The 19,631-nt window shown below is 74.8% G+C and carries 14 protein-coding genes; 9 read left to right on the plus strand and 5 right to left on the minus strand.

Translation table 11 applies throughout. The annotated features are described in order from the left end of the window. Positions 1-35 precede the first annotated feature (35 nt). On the minus strand, positions 36-1,877 hold the full coding sequence (locus AB0953_RS12240; protein ID WP_366859354.1) for an ABC transporter ATP-binding protein: 1,842 nt from the start codon (positions 1,875-1,877) through the stop codon (positions 36-38). Positions 1,878-2,018: 141 nt separating this feature from the next. Further along, positions 2,019-3,167 carry a PP2C family protein-serine/threonine phosphatase gene (locus AB0953_RS12245; RefSeq protein WP_366859355.1) on the minus strand — a complete coding sequence of 383 codons (1,149 nt, stop codon included), beginning with the start codon at positions 3,165-3,167 and terminating at the stop codon, positions 2,019-2,021. 245 nt (positions 3,168-3,412) lie between these two features. Here AB0953_RS12245 and AB0953_RS12250 point away from each other — a divergent pair, with 245 nt between their 5' ends. The 5 genes from AB0953_RS12250 to AB0953_RS12270 all read left to right on the plus strand — a co-directional run bounded on the left by AB0953_RS12250 (position 3,413) and on the right by AB0953_RS12270 (position 11,281). Continuing rightward, positions 3,413-4,354, plus strand: a complete 942-nt coding sequence (locus tag AB0953_RS12250) for a cyclase family protein (RefSeq protein ID WP_366859356.1) — start codon at positions 3,413-3,415, stop codon at positions 4,352-4,354. 152 nt (positions 4,355-4,506) lie between these two features. After that, positions 4,507-7,239, plus strand: a complete 2,733-nt coding sequence (locus AB0953_RS12255; protein WP_366859357.1) for a SpoIIE family protein phosphatase — start codon at positions 4,507-4,509, stop codon at positions 7,237-7,239. Between the two features lie 141 nt (positions 7,240-7,380). Further along, the gene (locus AB0953_RS12260) at positions 7,381-8,958 is read left to right on the plus strand and encodes a sugar ABC transporter ATP-binding protein (protein ID WP_366859358.1); all 1,578 of its coding nucleotides are present in this window, start codon (positions 7,381-7,383) and stop codon (positions 8,956-8,958) included. Then, a complete protein-coding gene (locus tag AB0953_RS12265; RefSeq protein WP_366859359.1) occupies positions 8,955-10,025 on the plus strand; it encodes an ABC transporter permease in 1,071 nt (356 codons plus the stop codon). The genes AB0953_RS12260 and AB0953_RS12265 overlap by 4 nt, the downstream gene beginning before the upstream one ends. Positions 10,026-10,225: 200 nt before the next feature. After that, positions 10,226-11,281, plus strand: coding sequence for a substrate-binding domain-containing protein (locus tag AB0953_RS12270; protein WP_366859495.1), 1,056 nt, complete (start codon positions 10,226-10,228; stop codon positions 11,279-11,281). 31 nt (positions 11,282-11,312) lie between these two features. Here AB0953_RS12270 and AB0953_RS12275 read toward each other — a convergent pair whose 3' ends face one another. Next, the gene (locus AB0953_RS12275) at positions 11,313-12,089 is read right to left on the minus strand and encodes a DJ-1/PfpI family protein (RefSeq protein ID WP_366859360.1); all 777 of its coding nucleotides are present in this window, start codon (positions 12,087-12,089) and stop codon (positions 11,313-11,315) included. 632 nt (positions 12,090-12,721) lie between these two features. On the opposite strand from AB0953_RS12275, the gene AB0953_RS12280 reads away from it, so the two are divergent. Next, on the plus strand, positions 12,722-14,191 hold the full coding sequence (locus AB0953_RS12280; RefSeq protein WP_366859361.1) for an amino acid permease: 1,470 nt from the start codon (positions 12,722-12,724) through the stop codon (positions 14,189-14,191). Positions 14,192-14,355: 164 nt separating this feature from the next. Continuing rightward, positions 14,356-14,607 carry an EF-hand domain-containing protein gene (locus AB0953_RS12285; protein WP_366859362.1) on the plus strand — a complete coding sequence of 84 codons (252 nt, stop codon included), beginning with the start codon at positions 14,356-14,358 and terminating at the stop codon, positions 14,605-14,607. Positions 14,608-14,795: 188 nt separating this feature from the next. Here AB0953_RS12285 and AB0953_RS12290 read toward each other — a convergent pair whose 3' ends face one another. Then, complete coding sequence (locus AB0953_RS12290; protein WP_366859363.1) at positions 14,796-15,251, minus strand: GNAT family N-acetyltransferase; 456 nt, start codon at positions 15,249-15,251, stop codon at positions 14,796-14,798. A gap of 161 nt (positions 15,252-15,412) precedes the next feature. Then, positions 15,413-16,000: a TetR/AcrR family transcriptional regulator gene (locus AB0953_RS12295; protein WP_366859364.1), complete on the minus strand. Its 588-nt coding sequence runs from the start codon at positions 15,998-16,000 to the stop codon at positions 15,413-15,415. Positions 16,001-16,115: 115 nt separating this feature from the next. Here AB0953_RS12295 and AB0953_RS12300 point away from each other — a divergent pair, with 115 nt between their 5' ends. Both AB0953_RS12300 and AB0953_RS12305 read left to right on the plus strand, forming a co-directional pair. After that, on the plus strand, positions 16,116-18,356 hold the full coding sequence (locus AB0953_RS12300) for an MMPL family transporter (protein WP_366859365.1): 2,241 nt from the start codon (positions 16,116-16,118) through the stop codon (positions 18,354-18,356). Between the two features lie 8 nt (positions 18,357-18,364). Continuing rightward, positions 18,365-19,051 carry a DUF2993 domain-containing protein gene (locus AB0953_RS12305; RefSeq protein WP_366859366.1) on the plus strand — a complete coding sequence of 229 codons (687 nt, stop codon included), beginning with the start codon at positions 18,365-18,367 and terminating at the stop codon, positions 19,049-19,051. Positions 19,052-19,631: the final 580 nt, after the last annotated feature.

Raw genomic sequence — 19,631 nt, forward strand, 5'->3', positions numbered from 1 at the left:
TGCCGCCACTGACAACCGGGGGCCGGGGGTCGCGCTCAGCCGTGTGCGGTCGGCGGGGGGCGTTCGTCGAGGAAGCCTCCCGACTGGTGCTGCCACAGCTTCGCGTACGCCCCGTCCAGGGCGAGCAGTTCCTGGTGGGTGCCCTGTTCGATGATCCGCCCGCGGTCGAGGACGACGAGCCGGTCCATGGCGGCGACCGTGCTCAGCCGGTGCGCCACCACGAGCGCCGTCCGGCCCTCCATGAGCTGCCACAGCGCCTGCTGGACGAGGATCTCGCTCTCGGAATCCAGGGCGCTGGTCGCCTCGTCGAGCAGCAGGATCGGCGCGTCGCGCAGGATGGCCCGGGCGAGGGCGACGCGCTGGCGCTGTCCGCCGGAGAGCTTGACGCCCCGTTCGCCCACGAGCGTGTCGAAGCCGTCCGGCAGGGCGTCGGCGAACTCCGTGACGTGCGCCGCCTCGGCCGCGCGGCGGACCTCGGCGTCGGTGGCGTCCGGCCGGGCGAACGCGATGTTCTCCCGCAGCGTGCGGTGGAACATCGCCGGGTCCTGCGGCACGTACGCGATGAGGCTGCGCAGGTCGGCCTGGCGCAACCGGCTGATGTCCTGGCCCCCGACGAGGATCCGGCCGGCACCGACGTCCGTCATCCGCAGCAGGAGGCGGGTGAGGGTGGTCTTGCCGCCGCCGGAGCGGCCGACGAGACCGACCTTGGCCCCGCCGGGCACCTCCAGGTCGAGCCCCTCGAAGAGCGGCTCGGCGCCCGCGTGGGCGAAGCCGACGCCCTCGAAGCGCACGTCGGCGGCCTGCCGCCGCAGCGGTTCGGGCTCGGGCGGGTCGAGGACGGTCGGCGGGGTCCGCAGCAGTTCGGTGAACTGCGCGGCCTCCGTCATCGAGGACTCCAGGCGGCGGTAGATCTGGTTGAACTCGAACATGATCCGCGTGGCGTTCTGGAAGTACGTGAAGGCCACCACCACCGCCTCCACGCCGTGGCCGCCGCCCGTGCCGCCGGCCCCGAGCCCGATCGCCACGGCGATCAGCAGGCCCACCGCGTTGGTGAGCACGGACATCGGGGCGACCACGGTGTCGATGCGGAGGTTGCCGTAGTCCCACGACCTCAGCATCAGCCGCCTCGACTCCGCAACGCGCGAGCGGTGTTCGGCGGCCTCGAGCGGCTCGGCCGCGAACGCCCGGACCGTGTCCATGTTCACGATGCTGTCGGCGACATGGCCCGAGACCCGGGCGATCGCCGCCTCGCGCCGGTCGACCAGCGCCTGTCGGCGGCGGATGAGGGGCGCCACGCACAGCCCGGTCACCGCGATCATCGCCAGCAGCCACACCACGAGCAGCGGTTCGTACTGCCACAGCACCACCGAGCCGAACAGCAGCGGGGCGAAGCGGCCGATGACCGAGAAGGTCAGCGCATCGACGAACTCCTCGAAGCGGGAGGCGAAGCTCAGCACCCGCTTGGTGAGCGATCCGGCGAAGTTGTCGTGGAAGAACGCGGCGTCCCGGGCGAACAGCTCGTCCATGCCGATCACGTACAGGTGCTCGATGCCCAGGGCGTCCAACCGGTTCAGGCAGTGGAGGCCGAGGCGCCACATCGCCTCGGAGAGCAGCAGGACCCCGCCGAACCCGAGGACGTACGGCAGGGCGCTGTCCAGGGTGGTCTGCTCGGCACCGGCGATGCGGGCGACGAGCTTCGCGACGAGCAGCGGTGCGATGTAGTTGATGCCGATGTTGCCCAGCGCGGGGCCGAGCATCGCGGGCACCGCGTACCGCCGGAGCCGGGCCAGCTCCCGCCCGTAGTGGCGCAGGGCCAGGACGACCGGACCCCGGTCCGGCGCCGCCCGGCGCTGCACGGCCGGCGCGGGCGCGCGCATGCCGGATCCTGCTGCTGATCCGGGGCCTGCTGCTGATCCCATCCCATCCCCCCAGGCGGTCGGCGATCCACGCGGTTGCCTTCCCCGGCCCGCCCGCCGCTACTCACGGTGATCACACGTCTCACCCTCAGCAGCGAATCGTCACACCGCGGGGTCGCCGCCTCCACCGTCGTCGGCCCGGTCGACGACGATCACCGCCACGTCGTCGGCCAGCCGTCCGTGCGTGTGGCGCATCAGCCCTTCGTGGAGTCCTTCGAGGAACTCCTGCCGGGTGCAGTCCCGCAGTTCCGACATCGCCTCGGGCAGGGCGAAGAAGACGTTCTCGCCGTCTCGGGCCTCGATCACGCCGTCGGTGTGCAGCAGCAGCCGGTCCCCCCGTTCGAAGGTGTAGCTGTCCGGGCCGGCGGACGCGCCGTCGAGGAACTCCTCCAGCCCGAGCGGCGGCAGGGGGACCGCGGGGTGCAGGGCGTGGACCTCGCCGTTGCGCAGCAGCAGCGGAGGGGGGTGCCCGCGGTTGACCACCTCGACGGTGGGGCCGTCCGGCACCTGCACCACCAGTGCCGTCACGAAGCCCTCCAGGAGGCCCGGCGCGTCCTCCGCGCTCGCCGCGACGGCGTCCCGCTCGAGCGCCGCCGCGCAGTGGTTGATGACCTCCACCAGGTCGTCCTCGTAGTGCACCGCCTCGCGGAACGCGCCCAGCACCACCGCGGCCGACCGGACGGCGGGGAGCCCCTTGCCCCGGACGTCCCCGACGATCATCCGCACCCCGTAGCGGGTCTCCACCGCCTCGTACAGGTCGCCGCCGATCTGCGCGCCCGTCTCGGCCGCCAGGTACATGCTGGCCGCCCGGACCGGGCCGAGGCGGTCCGGAACGGGCCGCAGCAGGACCTCCTGCGCCGCCGCGGCGATCCGGCGGACCTGGTTGAGCTCGTAGCGGCGGCGGGTCCGCACGGTCCTGCTCGTCATCACGCTCGCGGTCGACACCAGCACGAGCGCGAGGAAATTGGTATAGACCTGTTGGCCGCCCCAGGCGTGGTTGTGCGTGGCGGTGATGACGCTCACCACGGCGGCGCACAGCGCCGCCGCCAGGGTGCCTCTGGGGCCCATGGTGACGGCGGCCAGAGCCGGGGTCGCCACCAGCAGCGGGCCGGTGTACACGACGTGTGCGGGCGAGAGTTCGATGCCGAGCACGATCAGCGCGATCACGAAGGGCACGCACTGCGCCAACAGGAACAGGGCATGGTGGCGGCCGGCCCCTGGCCGGGAGAGCGAGCGGTAGAGCGCCCTCATGGGTACAGCCTGCCCCGCCCGGCCCGACCGCTGCCACTCGCCGCCCGCCGCCGCGCAGCCCCGGGGCCGTACGGCGGACCCGGCGGACCGGCGCGCGTGGCGCCCGGGGCCCGCGGGCATCGGACTCACCGTACGGGCGGTCGGCGGGCATCCGCCGGACCCGGCCGCCCACCCACCCGGCCCCGCCCCCGCCGCCTCGCCGGCCGCGGGTGCCGGCCCCTGCGAACCCTGGAGCCCGAGTACGGATGAGCACCGAGCCCGCCCCCGACCCGGCGCCCCGGGTCTCCCGCGAGGAGTTCGACGCCCTCTTCGCCGCGGTCCGCACCTGGGGCCGCTGGACCCCGGCCGACCGCGGCGCCTGGAACCGGGTGACCGCCGACCACGTGCGCCGGGCCGCGGCCCTGGTCCGGTCCGGGACCGCGGTGCCGCTGGGGCTGCCCTGGGACACCCGGCCCGGGCCGGACAACGACAGGCCCGCGCTGCACTACATGTCCGACCTCGGCGACGTGGAGGCCCCGGAGCCGGCGACCCACAAGGACTTCCTCGGCGTCGACTACCACGGCAAGGCGGTGACCCACCTCGACGCCCTGTCCCACGTCGCCTACCGCGGACGGCTCTACGGCGGTCGCCCCGCCCGCGAGGCCGTCGGCGCCGGCGGCGCCCGCTTCGGGTCCGTGGCGGCGCTGGGCCCCTTCGTCGCCAAGGGCGTCCTGCTCGACCTGCCCGCGGTCCTCGGGGTGGACTGGCTGGAGCCCGGGCATGCGGTGCGGGCCGCGGACCTCCTCGCCGCGGAGCAGGCGCTCGGTGCCACGGCCGACGAGGGCTGCGCCGTGCTGCTGCGCTCCGGCCGGTTCCGCCGCCGCCGGGAGCTCGGCCCCTGGGACGTCGGCGCGGCCGGCGCCGGCCTGTACGTGGACGCCGTACCGCTGCTGGCCGAGCGCGGCATCGCCCTGCTGGGCGCCGACGGGGACAGCGACCTGCGCCCCTCGCCGGTCGAGGGCGTCCACTCCCCCGTGCACGCCCTCGCCGTGGCCGCCATGGGGGTGCCCCTGTTGGACAACCTGGACCTGGAGGGGCTCTCCGGCGCCTGCGCGGCGGCCGGGCGGTACGAGTTCATGATCGTCGTCGCGCCGCTCGACGTGCCGGGCGGCACGGGGTCGCCCGTCAATCCGGTCGCGATCCTGTGACGCACCTCCGGGAGTCCGCGACCGGGCGGCGGCGGGGCGAGCGCAGCCGGTGATGATGAGGCCCGCCGAGGCCCCGGAATATACTCAAATGGACTGGTTCAGTGCGCAATCATCCCTGCGCGGCCCACGGTCCCACTAGGGAAGTGATGCAGATGGGGGTCAGGGGAGAGCCGATCGGCCCTGCACGCTCCCGTGAGCGGTTCCTGCTGGGCGAGCCGGTCGGTGCCGGCGTGCGCAGCGACATCATGAACTCGTGGGAGCGCTGTCGGCTGCTGGGCCTCTCGCCGGACCAGACCGAGCTCCCCTACCGGGACGACTTCGACCCGGACAGCCGGCTCGTGCACGCCGCCGCACCCGTACTGGACCGGCTGCAGTCCCGGTTCTCGGGCAGCCAGATGAACGTGTGCCTGGCCGACGGCAACGGCACCGTGCTCCAACGCCGCTTCGGGGACCCCGCCTTGGCCCGGACTCTGCCCCCCATCCAGAGCGTGCCCGGCTTCGTCTTCGCCGAACGGTACGCGGGGACCAACGGCATCGGCCTCGCGCTCGCCGAGCGGCGCCTGATCCAGGTGTACGGGGCCGAGCACTTCGCCGAGAGGTCCCAGGCGAACGCCTGCTCCGCCACTCCCATCCGCGACCGGCTCAGCGGGGACATCGTGGGCGTCCTGTGCTTGGGGTACCCGCACAGCTACCAGGACCCGGTCCTGCCCGCGCTGATCCGCCGGGCGGCCGCGACGATCGAGCTGCGCCTGATGGAGGAGAGCTCGGCCCGGGAGCAGGGCCTGCTGTACGCCTACCTCGACGCCCGGGCCCGCGCCCGGACCGGGGTCGTGGCAACCGCCGGCCGCGGCGGGAACGGGCAGCCGTTCGGGCTGGAGGAGCTGGCAGACAGCGGGCTGGACCCCCGGGACCAGACGGTCCTCAAGGAGCGGGCCACCGAGCTGATCTCCTCGAACCGGCGGGCAGCGGTGGGGGTCGCGCTGTCCCACGGCCGGGAGGTCACCCTCCTCAGCCACCCCGTCACCAGCCGCGCCGGGGTGGAGGGGGTGGTCGTCGAGGCGGTCCTGACGGGCGAGCCGCCGCCGGTGCACCACCTGGCCGCCGCGCCGTCCGCGCCCCGCGCCGCCGCACGCCCCCGCACGCCGGGCGGCGGCGCGGAGGACGCCGCCCGCGGGCTGGTGCTCGTGGGCGAGCCCGGGGTGGGGAAGTACGCCGTCGCGGCGCGGCGCCGCCTGGAGTTGCTGGCCGAGGCGAGCTCCCGCATCGGCACCACCCTGGACGTGGGGCGGACCGCCCGGGAGCTCGCCGAGGTGGCGGTCCCGCGGCTGGCCGACTACGTCACCGTCGACGTCCCCGAGGCCGTCCTGCGCGGCGACGAGTCCGCCGGCCCCGCGATCGAGCTGCAGCGCACGGTCGTCCACGGCATCCGCGAGGACTGCCCGTTCCACCCGCCCGGCCGACGGGTCGAACTCCGCCCCGAGACCCCGCACATGCGCTGCCTGAGCAGCGGGCAGGCCGTCCTGGAGCCCGACCTGCGGCTCGCCGCCGGCTGGATGGGCCAGGGGAGCGAGCACACCGACCGGATCCTCGCCCACGGCGTGCACTCCCTCATCTCCGTCCCGCTGTTCGCGCGCGGGGTCCTGCTGGGCATCGCGAGCTTCTACCGCGCCCTGGACCCGGCCCCGTTCGGGGACGACGACAGCCGGCTGGCCCAGGAGCTCGCGGCCCGCGCCGCCCTGTCCATCGACAACGCCCGCCGCTACACCCGCGAGCACACCCTCGCCCTGGCGCTGCAGCGCAGCCTCCTGCCGCGCGGCCTTCCCGAGCAGGGCGCCGTCGAGGTCGCCCACTGCTACCTGCCGGCCGAATCCGGCGTTGGCGGCGACTGGTTCGACGTCATCCCGCTCTCCGGGACCCGCGTCGCCCTCCTCGTCGGCGACGTCGTCGGCCACGGACTGCACGCCGCCGCCACGATGGGCCGGCTGCGGACCGCCGCCCGCACCTTCGCCGAACTGGAGCTGGCCCCCGACGAGCTCCTCACCCACCTCGACAACCTCCTGGTACGGCTGGACCGGGAGGAGCACGACGACGCGATCGGCAGCTCCGGCATCGCCGGCGCCACCTGCCTCTACGCCGTCTACGACCCCACGACGGGGCAGTGCACCATGGCCCGCGCCGGCCACCCGCCGCCCGCGCTGGTCCACCCCGACGGCACCGTGGCCTTCCCCGACCTTCCCGCGGGCCCGCCCCTCGGCCTGGGCGGCCTGCCCTTCGAGACGGCCGAGGTCCGCCTGCCCGAGGGCAGCACGCTGGTGCTCTACACCGACGGGCTCATCGAGGACCGCGAACGCGACATCGACGTCTCGCTCGACCGGCTGCGCCGCGCCCTGGCCCACCCGGACCGGGCCCCCGAGGCCACCTGCCGGGCGGTCATCGACGCCGTGGCGCCCGAGCACCCCGGCGACGACATCGCCCTGCTGGTGGCCCGTACGCACGCCCTGCCCGCCGACCGGATCGCCGCATGGGACCTGGCCGCCGACCCGGCTCTCGTCTCCGACGTCCGCAACGCCGCCACCCGCCGGCTCGCCGCATGGGGCCTGGACGAGCTGGCGTTCGCCGCGGAGCTGATGCTCAGCGAGCTGGTCACCAACGCGGTCCGGTACGGTGCCGAGCCCATCCGGGTGCGCCTGATCCACGACCGCACCCTGATCTGCGAGGTCTCCGACGGCAGCAGCACCGCCCCGCACCTGCGCCGGGCGGCCGGCACGGACGAGGGCGGCCGCGGCCTCTTCCTCGTCGCCCAGCTCTCCCGGGCCTGGGGCACCCGCCACACCCCGCAGGGCAAGGTCATCTGGGCGGAGTGCGCCCTGGACGCGGTGGCATGACCGCGGCGCGGCGCCCCGGCCACTGGACCATTGGAGCCACAAGGGGCGGCCATGTGCCGGGCAGTGCACCGCAGGTCCCCGTGGATCCCCCGCGTCCGCCCTACGCTGCGGACGAGAACCGCCCCGGCCTGGGAGACGTCCGTGCATGACCCTTCCGCCCCCTCGACGAGCCCGCCCGGGCGCCCCGGCGCGGAGCCGCTCCTGCGGGTGCGCGGTCTGTCCAAGCGGTTCGGCGGCACCCTCGCCCTGGACGGCGTCGACCTCGACCTGCGGCGCGGCAGCGTCCTCGCCCTCCTCGGGCCCAACGGGGCCGGGAAGTCCACCCTGATCAAGGTGCTCGCCGGCGTCCACCCCGCCGACGCCGGCGAGGTGACGGTCGCCGGGCACCCCCTGGGCTCCGACGCCGCCGCGCGGACGATGTCCTTCATCCACCAAGACCTCGGACTGGTCGACTGGATGACCGTCGCCGAGAACATCGCCCTGGGCACCGGCTACCCGCGCCGCTTCGGCCTGATCTCCTGGCAGCGGACCCGGGAGCGCTGCGCCGACGCCCTGGAGACCGTGGCCGGGCACCTGGACGCCGACGCGCGGATCGCCGACCTCGCCCCGGCCGAGCGCGCCCTCGTCGCCCTCGCCCGGGCCCTTGCCCGGCGGGCGGAGGTCGTCGTCCTCGACGAGCCGACCGCCACCCTGCCCGCCGCGGACTGCGCCCGGCTCTTCGACGTCCTGCACGCGCTGCGCGACCGCGGCCACGGCATCCTCTACGTCAGCCACCGGCTCGACGAGGTCCACCGGGTCGCCGACTCCTTCGCCGTGCTGCGCGACGGCCGCGTGGTCAGCCACGGGCCCCTCGCCCCGTACGGCCCCGCCCGGCTGGTGCGCGACATCGTCGGGGGCGAGCCGCCCGCGCACCGCACGGCCGCTGCCGCCCCCGCCGTCCCCCCGTCCGCAGCGGTCGCCGGCCCTGCGCCCGTGCTCCGGCTCGACGGCGCGGCCACCGAACGCACCGCACCCCTCAGCCTGGAGCTCCGCCCGGGCGAGGTCCTCGCCCTGGTGGGCCTGACCGGAGCCGGCCACCTCCACCTGGGCCGCGCCCTCGCCGGGGCGGGGCCTTCCCTCGGCGGGCGGGCGCTGCTCGGCGGCCGCCCGTACCGACCCCGCAGCGTCGCCGACGCCCTCGGCCGCGGTGTCGGCTTCGTGGCGGGGAACCGCCTGGAGGAGGGCTGCGCCGCCGACCTGACCGTACGGGAGAACTTCCTGGCCAACCCGCGGGCGGCCGGGGTACCGGGCGGGCACTGGACCGCTCCGCGGCGGGAGCGCGCCGAGGCCGCCGCCCTGATCGAGCGGTTCTCGGTGCACCCGCGCAACAGCGAGGTGCCGATCGCCGGCCTGTCCGGAGGCAACCAGCAGAAGGTGGTCGTCGGGCGGTGGCTGCGGGGGCGGCTGCGCCTGCTGGTCCTCGAGGAGCCGACCGCGAGCGTGGACGTCGGCGCCAAGTCCGCCATCCACCGCATCCTCGACGACGCGCTCGGCTCCGGCCTGGCCGTGCTGCTGGTCTCCTCCGACTTCGAGGAGGTCGCCGACCTCGCCCACCGGGCGCTGGTGTTCGTCCGCGGGAGGGTCGCCGCCGACCTGGCCGGTGCGGCCCTGACCGCCGCCGAACTGGCCCGCACCGCCTCGGCCATGCCCGCGATCACCGGAAGCGCGGTGCACCGGTGACGGCCGGACCGCCCGCGCCCCGCCGGCTGCCGGGGCTCCGGCGCGGCTCCGGCCACCTTCTCGGCACGTACGGGCTCGTGGCCCTCACCGCCCTGCTCTTCCTGGTCTTCTCCCTCGCCCTGCCCGCGACCTTCCCCACGCGGGCGAACGTCTCCTCGATCCTGCTCAACCAGTCCGTCCCCGCCCTCCTCGCGCTCGGCGCGACGATCCCCGTCGCGAGCGGAAACTTCGACCTGTCGATCGGCTACGGGCTGGGGCTGGGGCACGTCATGGTGATGCACCTGATCGTCGCCGAGGGGGTGGCCTGGCCGCTCGCCTGCCTGGCGGTCGTCGCCGGCGGGGCTCTGGTCGGCGCCCTGAACGGCGTGGTGGTCGAGTTCGGGCGGATCGACTCCTTCATCGCCACCCTGGGCACCGGCAGCATCATGTACGCGCTCACCGGCCTGATCACCGGCGGCAGCCGCATCGTCCCGGGCCCGGAGGGCCTGCCGGCCGGCTTCACCGGGCTGTACGACGGGCGGTTCCTCGGCCTGCCGCTGCCCGCCTGCTACGTCCTCGGGGTCGTCGTCGTCCTGTGGGTGGTGCTGGAGCGGCTGCCGCTGGGCCGGTACCTGTACGTCATCGGCTCCAATCCCCGGGCCGCCGCCATGCTCGGCATCCCCACCCGGCGGTACTGCGTGTACGCCTTCACGGGCTCGGGCCTGGTCGTCGGCGTCTGCGGGGTGCTGCTGGCCGCGCAGCAGCAGATCGGCAACCCGAGCGTGGGCCTGGACTACCTGCTGCCCGCGTTCGTCGGGGCGCTGCTCGGCTCGACCACGATCAAGCCGGGACGGGCCAATGCCCTCGGCACGCTCGTGGCCGTCAGCCTGCTCGCCGTCGGGCTCGCCGGGATCGGCCAGCTCGGGGCCCCGTTCTGGGCCACCCCGCTGTTCAACGGCGGCGCCCTGCTCGTGGCGGTCGGCCTGGCCGGATACGCCTCCCGGCGCCGGCTGCGCACGCGGGCCGCCCCGGAGCGGCAGCCGCCCGCCGGGCCGCCGCCCGCGCCGGCCGGGCAGGGCACCGGGTAAACCCCGTCCCGGCTGTCCCGGCGTCCGCGGCGCTGCCCGCGTTCGCCGGCCTCCTCATCCGTCGGCATCCGTCAGCATCCGTCTGCGTCAGGAGCACCGTGTACCCGAACCGCACGACCGCCCTCGCGGCCGCTGCCCTGTGGGGGGCCGCATGCGCCGCCCTCGCCGGGTGCGGGGGCGGGGCGCCGCCGGGCACCGGCCTGCCGGCGAGCGCCCTGCCGTCGACGTCCGGCGGCTGCCCGGCCGCCCTGCGGGCGGCCCAGGCGGCCGTACGGGCGGCGGAGAGCACCCGGGCCTCCTGGAACGGCCCGACGAGCGGCCCGGCCGCGGCCCCCGGCAAGAGCCTCGTCTACGTCGCCCAGACCATGACCAACCCGGGCGTCGCCGGAGTCGCCGAGGGCGTCGAGAAGGCCGCCGCGGCCATCGGCTGGACGGTCCGGGTGATCGACGGGCAGGGCACGCCCGCCGGGATCCAGGCCGCGCTCAGCCAGGCCGTCACCCTCAGACCCTCCGGCATCGTCATCGGCGGCTTTGACCCCCGTCTCACCTCCCGACAGGTGGCCGATGCCGCGGCGGCGGGCATCCCCCTGGTCGGCTGGCACGCGGTCGGCTCCCCCGGCCCGAGCACGGACCCGCCGCTCTTCACCAACGTGACCACGAAGGTGGAGGACGTCGCGAGGATCAGCGCCGACTGGGTGATCGCCCGCTCCGGGGGCCGTGCCGGGGTCGTCGTGTTCACCGACGATTCGATCCCGTTCGCCCGGACCAAGTCCGACCTGATCGAACAGCAGCTGGCCGGCTGCCCCGGCGTGCGGCTCCTCGCCACCGAGAACATCCCCATCCCGGACGCGAGTCAGCGCACCCCGCAGGAGGTCTCCTCCCTGCTGTCGCGCTTCGGCGGCGGGTGGACCCACTCCGTGGCCGTCAACGACCTCTACTTCGCCGATGCCGCCCCGGCCCTGCGCGCCGCCGGCGAGCCGGGCGGGGGGCCGCCGTTCAACATCGGTGCGGGCGACGGCGACCCGTCCGCCTTCCAGCGCATCAACAGCAGGCAGTACCAGGCGGCCACCGTTCCCGAACCGCTCGCGCAGCAGGGCTGGCAGGTCGTCGACGAGTTCAACCGCGCCTTCGCCGGGCAGCCGCCCAGCGGGTACGTCGCCCCCGTGCACGTGGTCACGGCCGACAACAGCGGCGGGGCCACGTCCTGGGACCCGAGGGGCTACCGGGAGGCGTACGAGAAGATCTGGCACGGGTAGCGCCCGGCCCGCGGGGTGCCAGGGCGGGCGCCTACCGGGGCGGCGCGGCGGAGGTCCACACGGTTCCGCGGGCCTCGTACTCGAGCATGCCCTCCAGGCCGGTGGCCGCGTCGGGCCCGAGCTCGCGTCGTACGAGCCACAGGGCCAGCTCGAGGCCCGAGGTGATGCCGCCGGCGGTGACCAGGTCGCCGTCGTCGACCACGCGCGCGCTCTTCAGCACGCCGCCCTGCTGTTCCAGGTCGGCCCGAGCCCTGTGGTGCGTGGTGCAGGGGCGTCCCCTGGTGAGCCCGGCGGCGGACAGGAGCATGACGCCGGTGCACAGGGCGGCGATGGTGAGCCCGGGGCGGGCCGCCGCGGCCAGCGCACGCGGCAGGGTGCCCCGGTCGATCTCGGCCCACACCCCCGGGTCCGTGCGGCGCGCGTAACCGCCGCCCGGCACCACCAGCAGGTCGGCCTCCCCCGGCGCCCAGGGATGCAGCCCGCGGAGCTCCGTGCCGTAGGCCGCGCGGACCGCGGGGCGGTGCGGGACGGTGACGTAGCGGACGTCGACGGGGCGGTCCGTGAAGAAGCGGGCAGCCGAGAAGACCTCGTACGGAGCGGCGAAGTCGAGCTCCTCGACCCCTTCGAACATGACGACGTGCACGCGCAGGGGCGAGCGGGGCGTGCCGGACGCGGACGGACCGGACGCGGCTGCCACGGCGGCGGTCGCCGCCGCGGCAGCCGGGGCCGCGGCGCCCAGCCCCGCGACGGCGCCGCCGGCGCCCAGCACGGTCGACGCGCGGAGCACGTCCCTTCGGTTGAGGTGCATGCGGTACTCCTGCCGGTTGGGGTGGGGCGGGGAGGGTGTGGCGGAGGGCCACGCAACAGACAGTCGGATGCCCGTCCCCCCGGGTTCCCGCCGGCCGCAGTCCCCGCTCCCGGCCCCGGCCGACACCCACGGTGACACCGCCGACGGCCTCCGGCCGACGCGGGGCCGTGCGCCGGCGGATGCCCGTCGCGGTGAACTACGGCTCTGCGCCGCAGCGTTCGGGTTCCTAGCGGAGAGAAGGCAGTTGCACAAGACCCGGCACGCAGCACATCGCGTTCACGCTACGTGTCCGTAAGGAGCGGGCTCGTGCCGGGGGCGGCACAGGTTGCCGCCATGTCATTCGGTGTTCGCTCAGAGGATGCTCAGATCCGGATAACGATCGCATCACCGGACAAGGGCCTTTGGGCCTGGTCACAGGCGAATGACCGATATGCCCGTGATGTACGCCACGGTGGCGCGGCGGATGCCGTGATACATCTTCACGACCGCCTGCCGGACCACCCATGTCCGAGCAGGGGCGCTGACGCCGGCCGACCGCCGGCATGCAACTCCATCAGCATCCGGGGGATCGGAACCCGATCCGCAGCCGAGCGCGGCGCGGGTCGGCATGGAGCGGAAAGGCGCACCACAGCATGACCTCGACGCAGGTCGACAACCACCACGGCGACGACACCACGGCCACGGGCACCACGCCCGAGGAGGGCTACGAGCGCGGGCTCGGCAGCCGCCAGGTCCAGATGATCGCCATCGGCGGCGCCATCGGCGTCGGCCTCTTCCTGGGCGCGGGCGCGAACATCGCGAAGGCCGGGCCCAGCCTCATCCTCATGTACGCCCTCGCCGGCGTCATCGTCTTCTTCATCATGCGGGCGCTCGGGGAGCTGCTCCTGTACCGGCCCGTCTCGGGCTCGTTCGCGGAGTACGCCCGCGAATTCCTCGGCCCGTTCTTCGGGTTCGTGACGGGATGGACGTACTGGCTCATGTGGGTGGTCACCGGCATGGCCGAGCTGACCGCCGCAGCCATCTACGTGCACTTCTGGTTCCCGGACATCCCCCAGTGGGTGACGGCCCTGGTCTTCCTGGTCGTCCTGTACGTCGCGAACCTCATCTCGGTGAAGATCTTCGGCGAGATCGAGTTCTGGTTCTCGATGGTCAAGGTCACCGCCCTGATCGGCATGATCGTGATCGGCATCGGCGTCGTGACCTTCGGGTTCAGCCAGGCCGGCGACACCGCCGCCGTCTCGAACCTGTGGGCCTTCGACGGCATCTTCCCCAAGGGCGTCGGCTCCAGCCTGATGACCCTGCAGGGCGTGATGTTCGCGTACCTGGCCGTCGAGCTCGTCGGCGTCACCGCGGGTGAGTCCGAGAACCCCGAGAAGACCCTGCCCAAGGCGATCAACACCCTGCCGTGGCGCATCATCGTCTTCTACGTCGGTGCCCTTTCCGTGATCCTGATGGTCGTGAAGTGGACCGAGTTCCAGCCGGGCGTCAGCCCGTTCGTGGCGGCCTTCGCGAAGATCGGCATCCCGGCGGGTGCGGCCATCGTCAACTTCGTGGTCCTCACCGCGGCCCTGTCGTCCTGCAACTCCGGCATGTACTCCACCGGCCGCATGCTGCGCGACCTGGCCGCCAACTCCGAGGCGCCGAAGGTGCTCGGCAAGCTGAGCTCCACCAAGACCCCGGCGATCGCCATCACCCTCTCCGTCGCCCTCATGGGCATCGGCGTGGTCCTCAACTACGTCGTTCCGGAGAAGGCCTTCGGCTACGTCACCTCGGTCGCGACCGCGGCCGGCATCTGGACCTGGCTGATGATCCTGGTCAGCCACATCCGCTACCGCCGCGCGGTGGACGCCGGCAAGCTGCCCGCCTCCTCCTTCCCGGCCCCCGGCGGCACGGTGTGCAGCTGGATCGCCGTGGCCTTCCTGCTGCTGGTCACCGCGATGATCGCCATCGACCCCGACAGCCGCGTCTCCCTGTACGTGGGTGCCGGCTGGGCGGTGTGCCTGGCGGTCGGCTGGGCGGTGCTGAAGTCCCGGAACCCGCAGATCGCGGCGCGGGCCGGTGCCGGCGCCGGTGAGGCGGACCTGGAGCCCGCGGGCCGCTGACCCGCGTGCCCCTGAGTTGCCCTGCCCTGACCGACGGGGGCGTACCGACCGCGATGCGGCCGGTGCGCCCCCGTCGGCGTGGCGCGGGGCAACCCCGCAACCGGCCCCTGCGTCCTTCTCGGCAGGACGCGTGACGTGCGCCGCCCACGAAAGCAGGACTTCCCATGAGCGACAAGGCCCGCATACTCTTCGACGCGCTGGACCTCGACCACGACGGCACGCTGACGCGTGCCGAGGTCATCGAGGCCCTCCGGGCCAAGGGCCCGACCCTGGCCGCGCAGGGCGCGATCCCCTTCTGGGGCGTCGGCGACGAGGACGACTCCTCGGCCCTCTTCGACGCGGCCGACCAGAACGGCGACCGCGTCCTGACCTTCGAGGAATTCGCAGCAGTCGCGGACCGCCGCTTCGGCTGGTAGCCCGGCGAACCCGGATCCCCGGGGCTCCGCCCCGGACCCCGCGCCCCGAACGCCGGTGAGGCTGAAACTGCCCACCCCCGCTTCGACGCCGGGCAACACGTCCACGCCGGAGACGAGAGCCCGGCTGAACCGGCCCGCCGGCGATCGAGGCGCGGGGCCGGGCGCGGGGCACGGCGGTGGCGGGGCGGTCAGACCGTGGGGGTCATGTCGTACGTGATCCACATGGTGCGGGCGGCCACCTGGTCGTACTTCGCGCGCGCCCGGTGGTTGTCGTCCGCGGTGATCCACCGCACCACGCTCCACCCCCGCTCGGCGGCGATCTCCCGCAGCCCGGCCAGCAGCAGGTCCGCCGCGCCGGACCCCCGGCTCTCCGGCGCGACGAAGAGGTCGTCCAGGAAGCAGCCGACCGTCGCCGACAGCGGCCGCGCGAACGGCCGGTAGTGGGCCAGCCCGACGAGCCGCCCCTCGGTGTCCTCGGCGACGAGGGCGTCCACCTCGTGCTCCGGATCCCGCACCCAGGACCAGACCCGATCCGCGGCCTCGTCGGTCTGCTCGACCCGGTAGAAGTCGGCGTAGCCGCGGTAGAGCGCGCGCCACTGCGGGAAGTCCTCCGCGCGGGCGGCGCGGACCTGGATGTCGGACACGGGGACACACCTTCGTACTCGTACTCGTGCTCGTCCGACGCCCTTGTACGCGCGGACCCATCCGCCCGTTCGGGCCGGGTCATCGATCATGCCGGAGGCCCTGACCGGCGATCCCGCCGGCATGTCGAAGCCGAGGCGGCGAGTGCGCCGCGGTGGACAGGTCAGTCGACCGAGGCGAGCAGGGTCAGGACCGTGGCCTCCATGGCCCTGCGGGCTTCCTCGGGGCTGAGACCGGTGGTGCGCCAGTGGTGCCAGGCCCCCCATGTGGTCACCGCGTCCAGCCCGTTGAGGAGATCCGTGCGGGGCGAGCCCGTCAGGGAGTCGAGCTCCTGCCCCAGCACCGCCTCCAACCGCCGGCGGCCCTCGGCGAAGGCCTCGTCCCAGGCCTGACTGATCCGGGGCGACGGGTGGTCGAGCCGCAGCACCGCCAGCCGCGTCGGAGTCATCCACTCCAGGATCCGGGCGCGCTGCTCCACGAGCGCGGCGACCCGCACGGCCCGCGGGCCCGTGGTCGGCAACGGCCTGATCTGCTCGGCCAGTTGCTCCAGCCGCCGGGTGATCGCGGTGTCCACGAGCTGGGCCATGTCGGCGAAGTGGTGGAAGACGGAGCGCCGCGAGACCCCCGCGTGTGCCGCCACCTTCTCCGCGGGGAACTCGGTGGCGCCCTCGTCGAGCAGGGCCAGCAGGGCGTCGGCGATCCTCTCGCGCGTCTGCCGCCCCCGCTCGGTCCGTCCGTCCACTGCGGCCACCTCGGCCTCCCTTCTCCGATTGACATTGTTGCACTTCAAGTGCAAGCGTGAACCTGCACTCAGAGTGCAAGTTGTTGGACGTTGTCGGTTCGGACCGAACACGAGAGGCCGCACGATGTTTCTTGCCCTGGGGCGCAGCTGTGCCCGCAGACCCGGCCGGGTCCTGTCCGCCTGGCTGGTGCTCCTGCTCGCGCTGGCCGCCGCGGTCCTGGTGTACGGCCGGGCCACGAGCGAGGCGGTCACCATCCCCGGCAGTGACAGCCAGGCCGCCCGGGACGCGGCCGCGGCCTTCTCCGGGCCGGCCTCCGGCAGCCAGCCCGTGGTGCTGCACACGGCGGCCGGCGGCCCCCCGCTCACCGCCGAGGCCCTGCGGACGGCGGTCGAGGCCGCCGCTGCGGACATGGCCCGCGTCGACCACGTCGTCTCCGTCACCACGCCCTACTCCCCCGCCGGCCGGGCGGCGATGAGCGCCGACGGGCACACCGCGTACCTCTCCCTCGGCCTCGACGTCACAGGCCGCGACATCACGCCCGAGGTCACCCGCGCCGTGAGCGCCGCCGCCGGTCCGGCGCGCCGGGCCGGGATCGAGGTGACCCCGGGCGGCGACCTCGCCGCGGCCGCGGAGAAGGGGTCCTCCGGGCACAGCGAGCTGATCGGCCTGGCCGCGGCCGCCGTCGTCCTGTTCCTCGGTCTGCGCAGCGCCACCGCGGCGGGCCTGCCGCTCGCGGTCGGGATCGTGGGCCTGGTGGTCTCGCTGTCCCTGATCGGCCTGGTCGGCCACCTCGTCGACATGCCGTCCTCGGGCGCGACCATCGCCGCCATGATCGGCCTCGGCGTGGGCATCGACTACACCCTGTTCTGCCTGACCCGATTCCGTACGCTCCTGGCGGCGGGCGTGCCGGTGGAGGAGGCCGCCGCGCGCACCACGGCCACCGCCGGCAAGGCCGCGGCGTTCGCGGGCTGCGCCGTCGCCGCCGCGCTGGCAGGGCTCGCGCTCGGCGGGCTGCCGCTGCTGTACGCGCTCGCGCTGGCCCCGGGGATCGCGGTGCTCGTGGCCGTCCTGGCCGCCCTCACGCTGCTGCCGGCCCTGCTCCGTCTGCTCGGGCGGCGGCTGGCCCCGCGCACGTCCTCCACCGCCCCGGACCGCGACGCCGACGGGGAGGACGCCGGAGCCCGCTGGCACCGGCTGGCCGTGCACGTCGCCGGCCGGCCCTGGCGCTACCTGCTCTGCGGTCTGGCCCTGATGGCCGTACTGGCCCTTCCCTCCGCCGCCTTGACCTTCGGTCAGCTCGACGCCGGCGACAAGGCCCGCGGCACGGACAGCCGTCTCGCCCACGACCGGCTGGCGGAGGCCTTCGGCCCGGGCGCCACCGGCCCGCTCCAGGTGACCGCCTCCCTGCCCACCCCCGCGCCGGGGCCGGCCGACGGCCGCGTCGGGGCGGTCACCACCGCCCTCGGGCGGACGCCGGGAGTGGCCGCGGTCAGCCCGCCCCAACTCGCCCCGGACGCCCGCACCGTCCGCTGGCAGGTCACGCCCGCCACCGGGCCCGCCGATCCGCGCACCGCCGAACTCGTCGCCCGCCTCCGGGATTCCGCCCTGCCCGGGGCCACCGCCGGCACGGGCGCGGTCACCCACGTGGGCGGGGCCGCCGCCGCCCAGGCCGACCTCAACGACCGGCTCGCCGGACGCATGCCCTTGGTCATCTCCGCCGTCGTCGCCGTCGCCGCGCTGCTGCTCCTGCTCGCCTTCCGCTCTCCCGTCGTCGCGGCCAAGGCCGCCGTGATGAACCTGCTCTCGGTCGGCGCCGCGTACGGGGTGCTCACGGCGGTGTTCCAGTGGGGCTGGGGGGCGCGCCTCCTCGGCCTCGACGGCCCGGTGCCGATCCCCGGATACGTCCCGCTGCTGATGTTCGCCGTGCTGTTCGGGCTGTCCATGGACTACGAGGTGTTCCTGCTGGCCTCCGTGCGCGAGGAGTACCTGCGGCACGGGGACAACCGGCGCGCCGTGGTCACGGGGCTGGCGGGCACCGGTCGGATCATCACCTCCGCAGCCATGATCATGGTCTGTGTGTTCCTGAGCTACCTGCTGTCCGACGATCCCGTGGTCAAGATGTTCGGCACCGGCCTGGCGACCGCGGTGGCTCTGGACGCCACCGTCGTACGCGGGCTCCTGGTGCCGACGAGCATGGTGCTGCTCGGCTCCCGGAACTGGTGGCTGCCCGCCCGGCTCGACCGGCTGCTGCCCCGCATCGACATCGAGGGCGAGACGGTGGCGGCGGCCGCAGCCGGCCCCGCCACCCCCACCGACGCCGCGCCCGCGCCCGCACCCGCACCCGCACCCGCACCCGCCCCGTGAGGAACCGCATGCCCGCCGCTCCGCGCCGCCCGCGCCGCCGCGCCCGTGCCGTCATCGCCGCTGCCGCCGTGCTCACGGCCGCCCTGCCCGCGGCCGACGCCCTGGCCCGCCACCACGGCGAGAGCCGGCTCGCGGACCGGATCGCCGCCCGCCACCCCGGCCTGCGGTCGGCGCCGCAGGTCCGCATCGGGGGCTGTCCCTTCCTCCTCGACGCCGCCCGCGGTGCCCACCCCGAGGTCCGCGTCTCCGCCGACGCCGTCACCGCCGACGGGCATCCCGTCCGGGCGGACGTGGAACTGCGGCAGGTCACCGAACGCCCCGGCGGCTACGCCGCGTCGGAGGTCGACGCCCGCTTCACCGTCCCCTTCGACTCGCTCGGCGCGCGGACCGACCGCGCGCTGCGGTTCTCCGACGGCGGAGACGGCCTGCTGCGCATCGAACGCCGCGCCTTCGGCATACCGGTCGTCGTCACGGCCCGACCGCACCTGGAGAACAACACGGTCACGCTCCGGGCCTCCGCCGCCACCCTGGCCGGCCACCCCGTCGACCCGGCCACCCCGGCCATCGCCCAGGCCCTCGCCGAGCGGCGCTGGGAACTGCCCGCCCTCCCGCTCGGGCTGCACGCGTCGGAGGTCACGGTGGGGCCCGACGGGCTCACCGCCCACGCCCGCGGCGAGGGGGTCGCCCTCGGCTGATCCGGCGCCAGGAGGGAGCGGCGGGGCGGGGCGGTTCGGCATGAAGTCCGACGGCCCGAGCGGCGGAATTCGGCTCCGCAAGGAGCGATCGGGGAACACTTTCGGCCTATACCGCCGACGGGTTTGCCCTCGTGCACCGGGACGCCGTTAGGATCCCGGCATGATCACGGCCCGGTCATCCTTCGGCGCGCCGCGGATCCGGGGCTTTCGGAATCCGGTCGCGGCGTTCTGGCCGGTGCTGCTGTTCTTCGGTTTCCTGTACGCGCACGGCGCAGTCGCCGCCGCGGGTACGGCGCACCCGTCCCCCGCGCACGCAGTGCGGGTTGCGGCCGCCGCTTCCCCGGGCGGGACAAGCACCGCCTCGGCCGTGTCCGCTCCCCGGGAGGACGGTTCCCCGCATCCCGCGGAGCACTGCGTACCGGGGCGGCCGGATCTCGATGCCGTGACCTCCGACTGCCCGTGCGCCGACGGACAGCGCAGCGCCGGACGCCCGCCCGTCGGCGCGGTGCCGGCTCCGCGGGGTGCGCCGCAGACGTACGGCGGGCCGGGCTGCCGCACCCCGGGAGTGCTGCGCATCTAG

The sequence above is a fragment of the Streptomyces sp. NPDC046866 genome (genome assembly GCF_040704625.1).
In the GTDB taxonomy this organism is placed as follows: Bacteria; Actinomycetota; Actinomycetes; order Streptomycetales; family Streptomycetaceae; genus Streptomyces.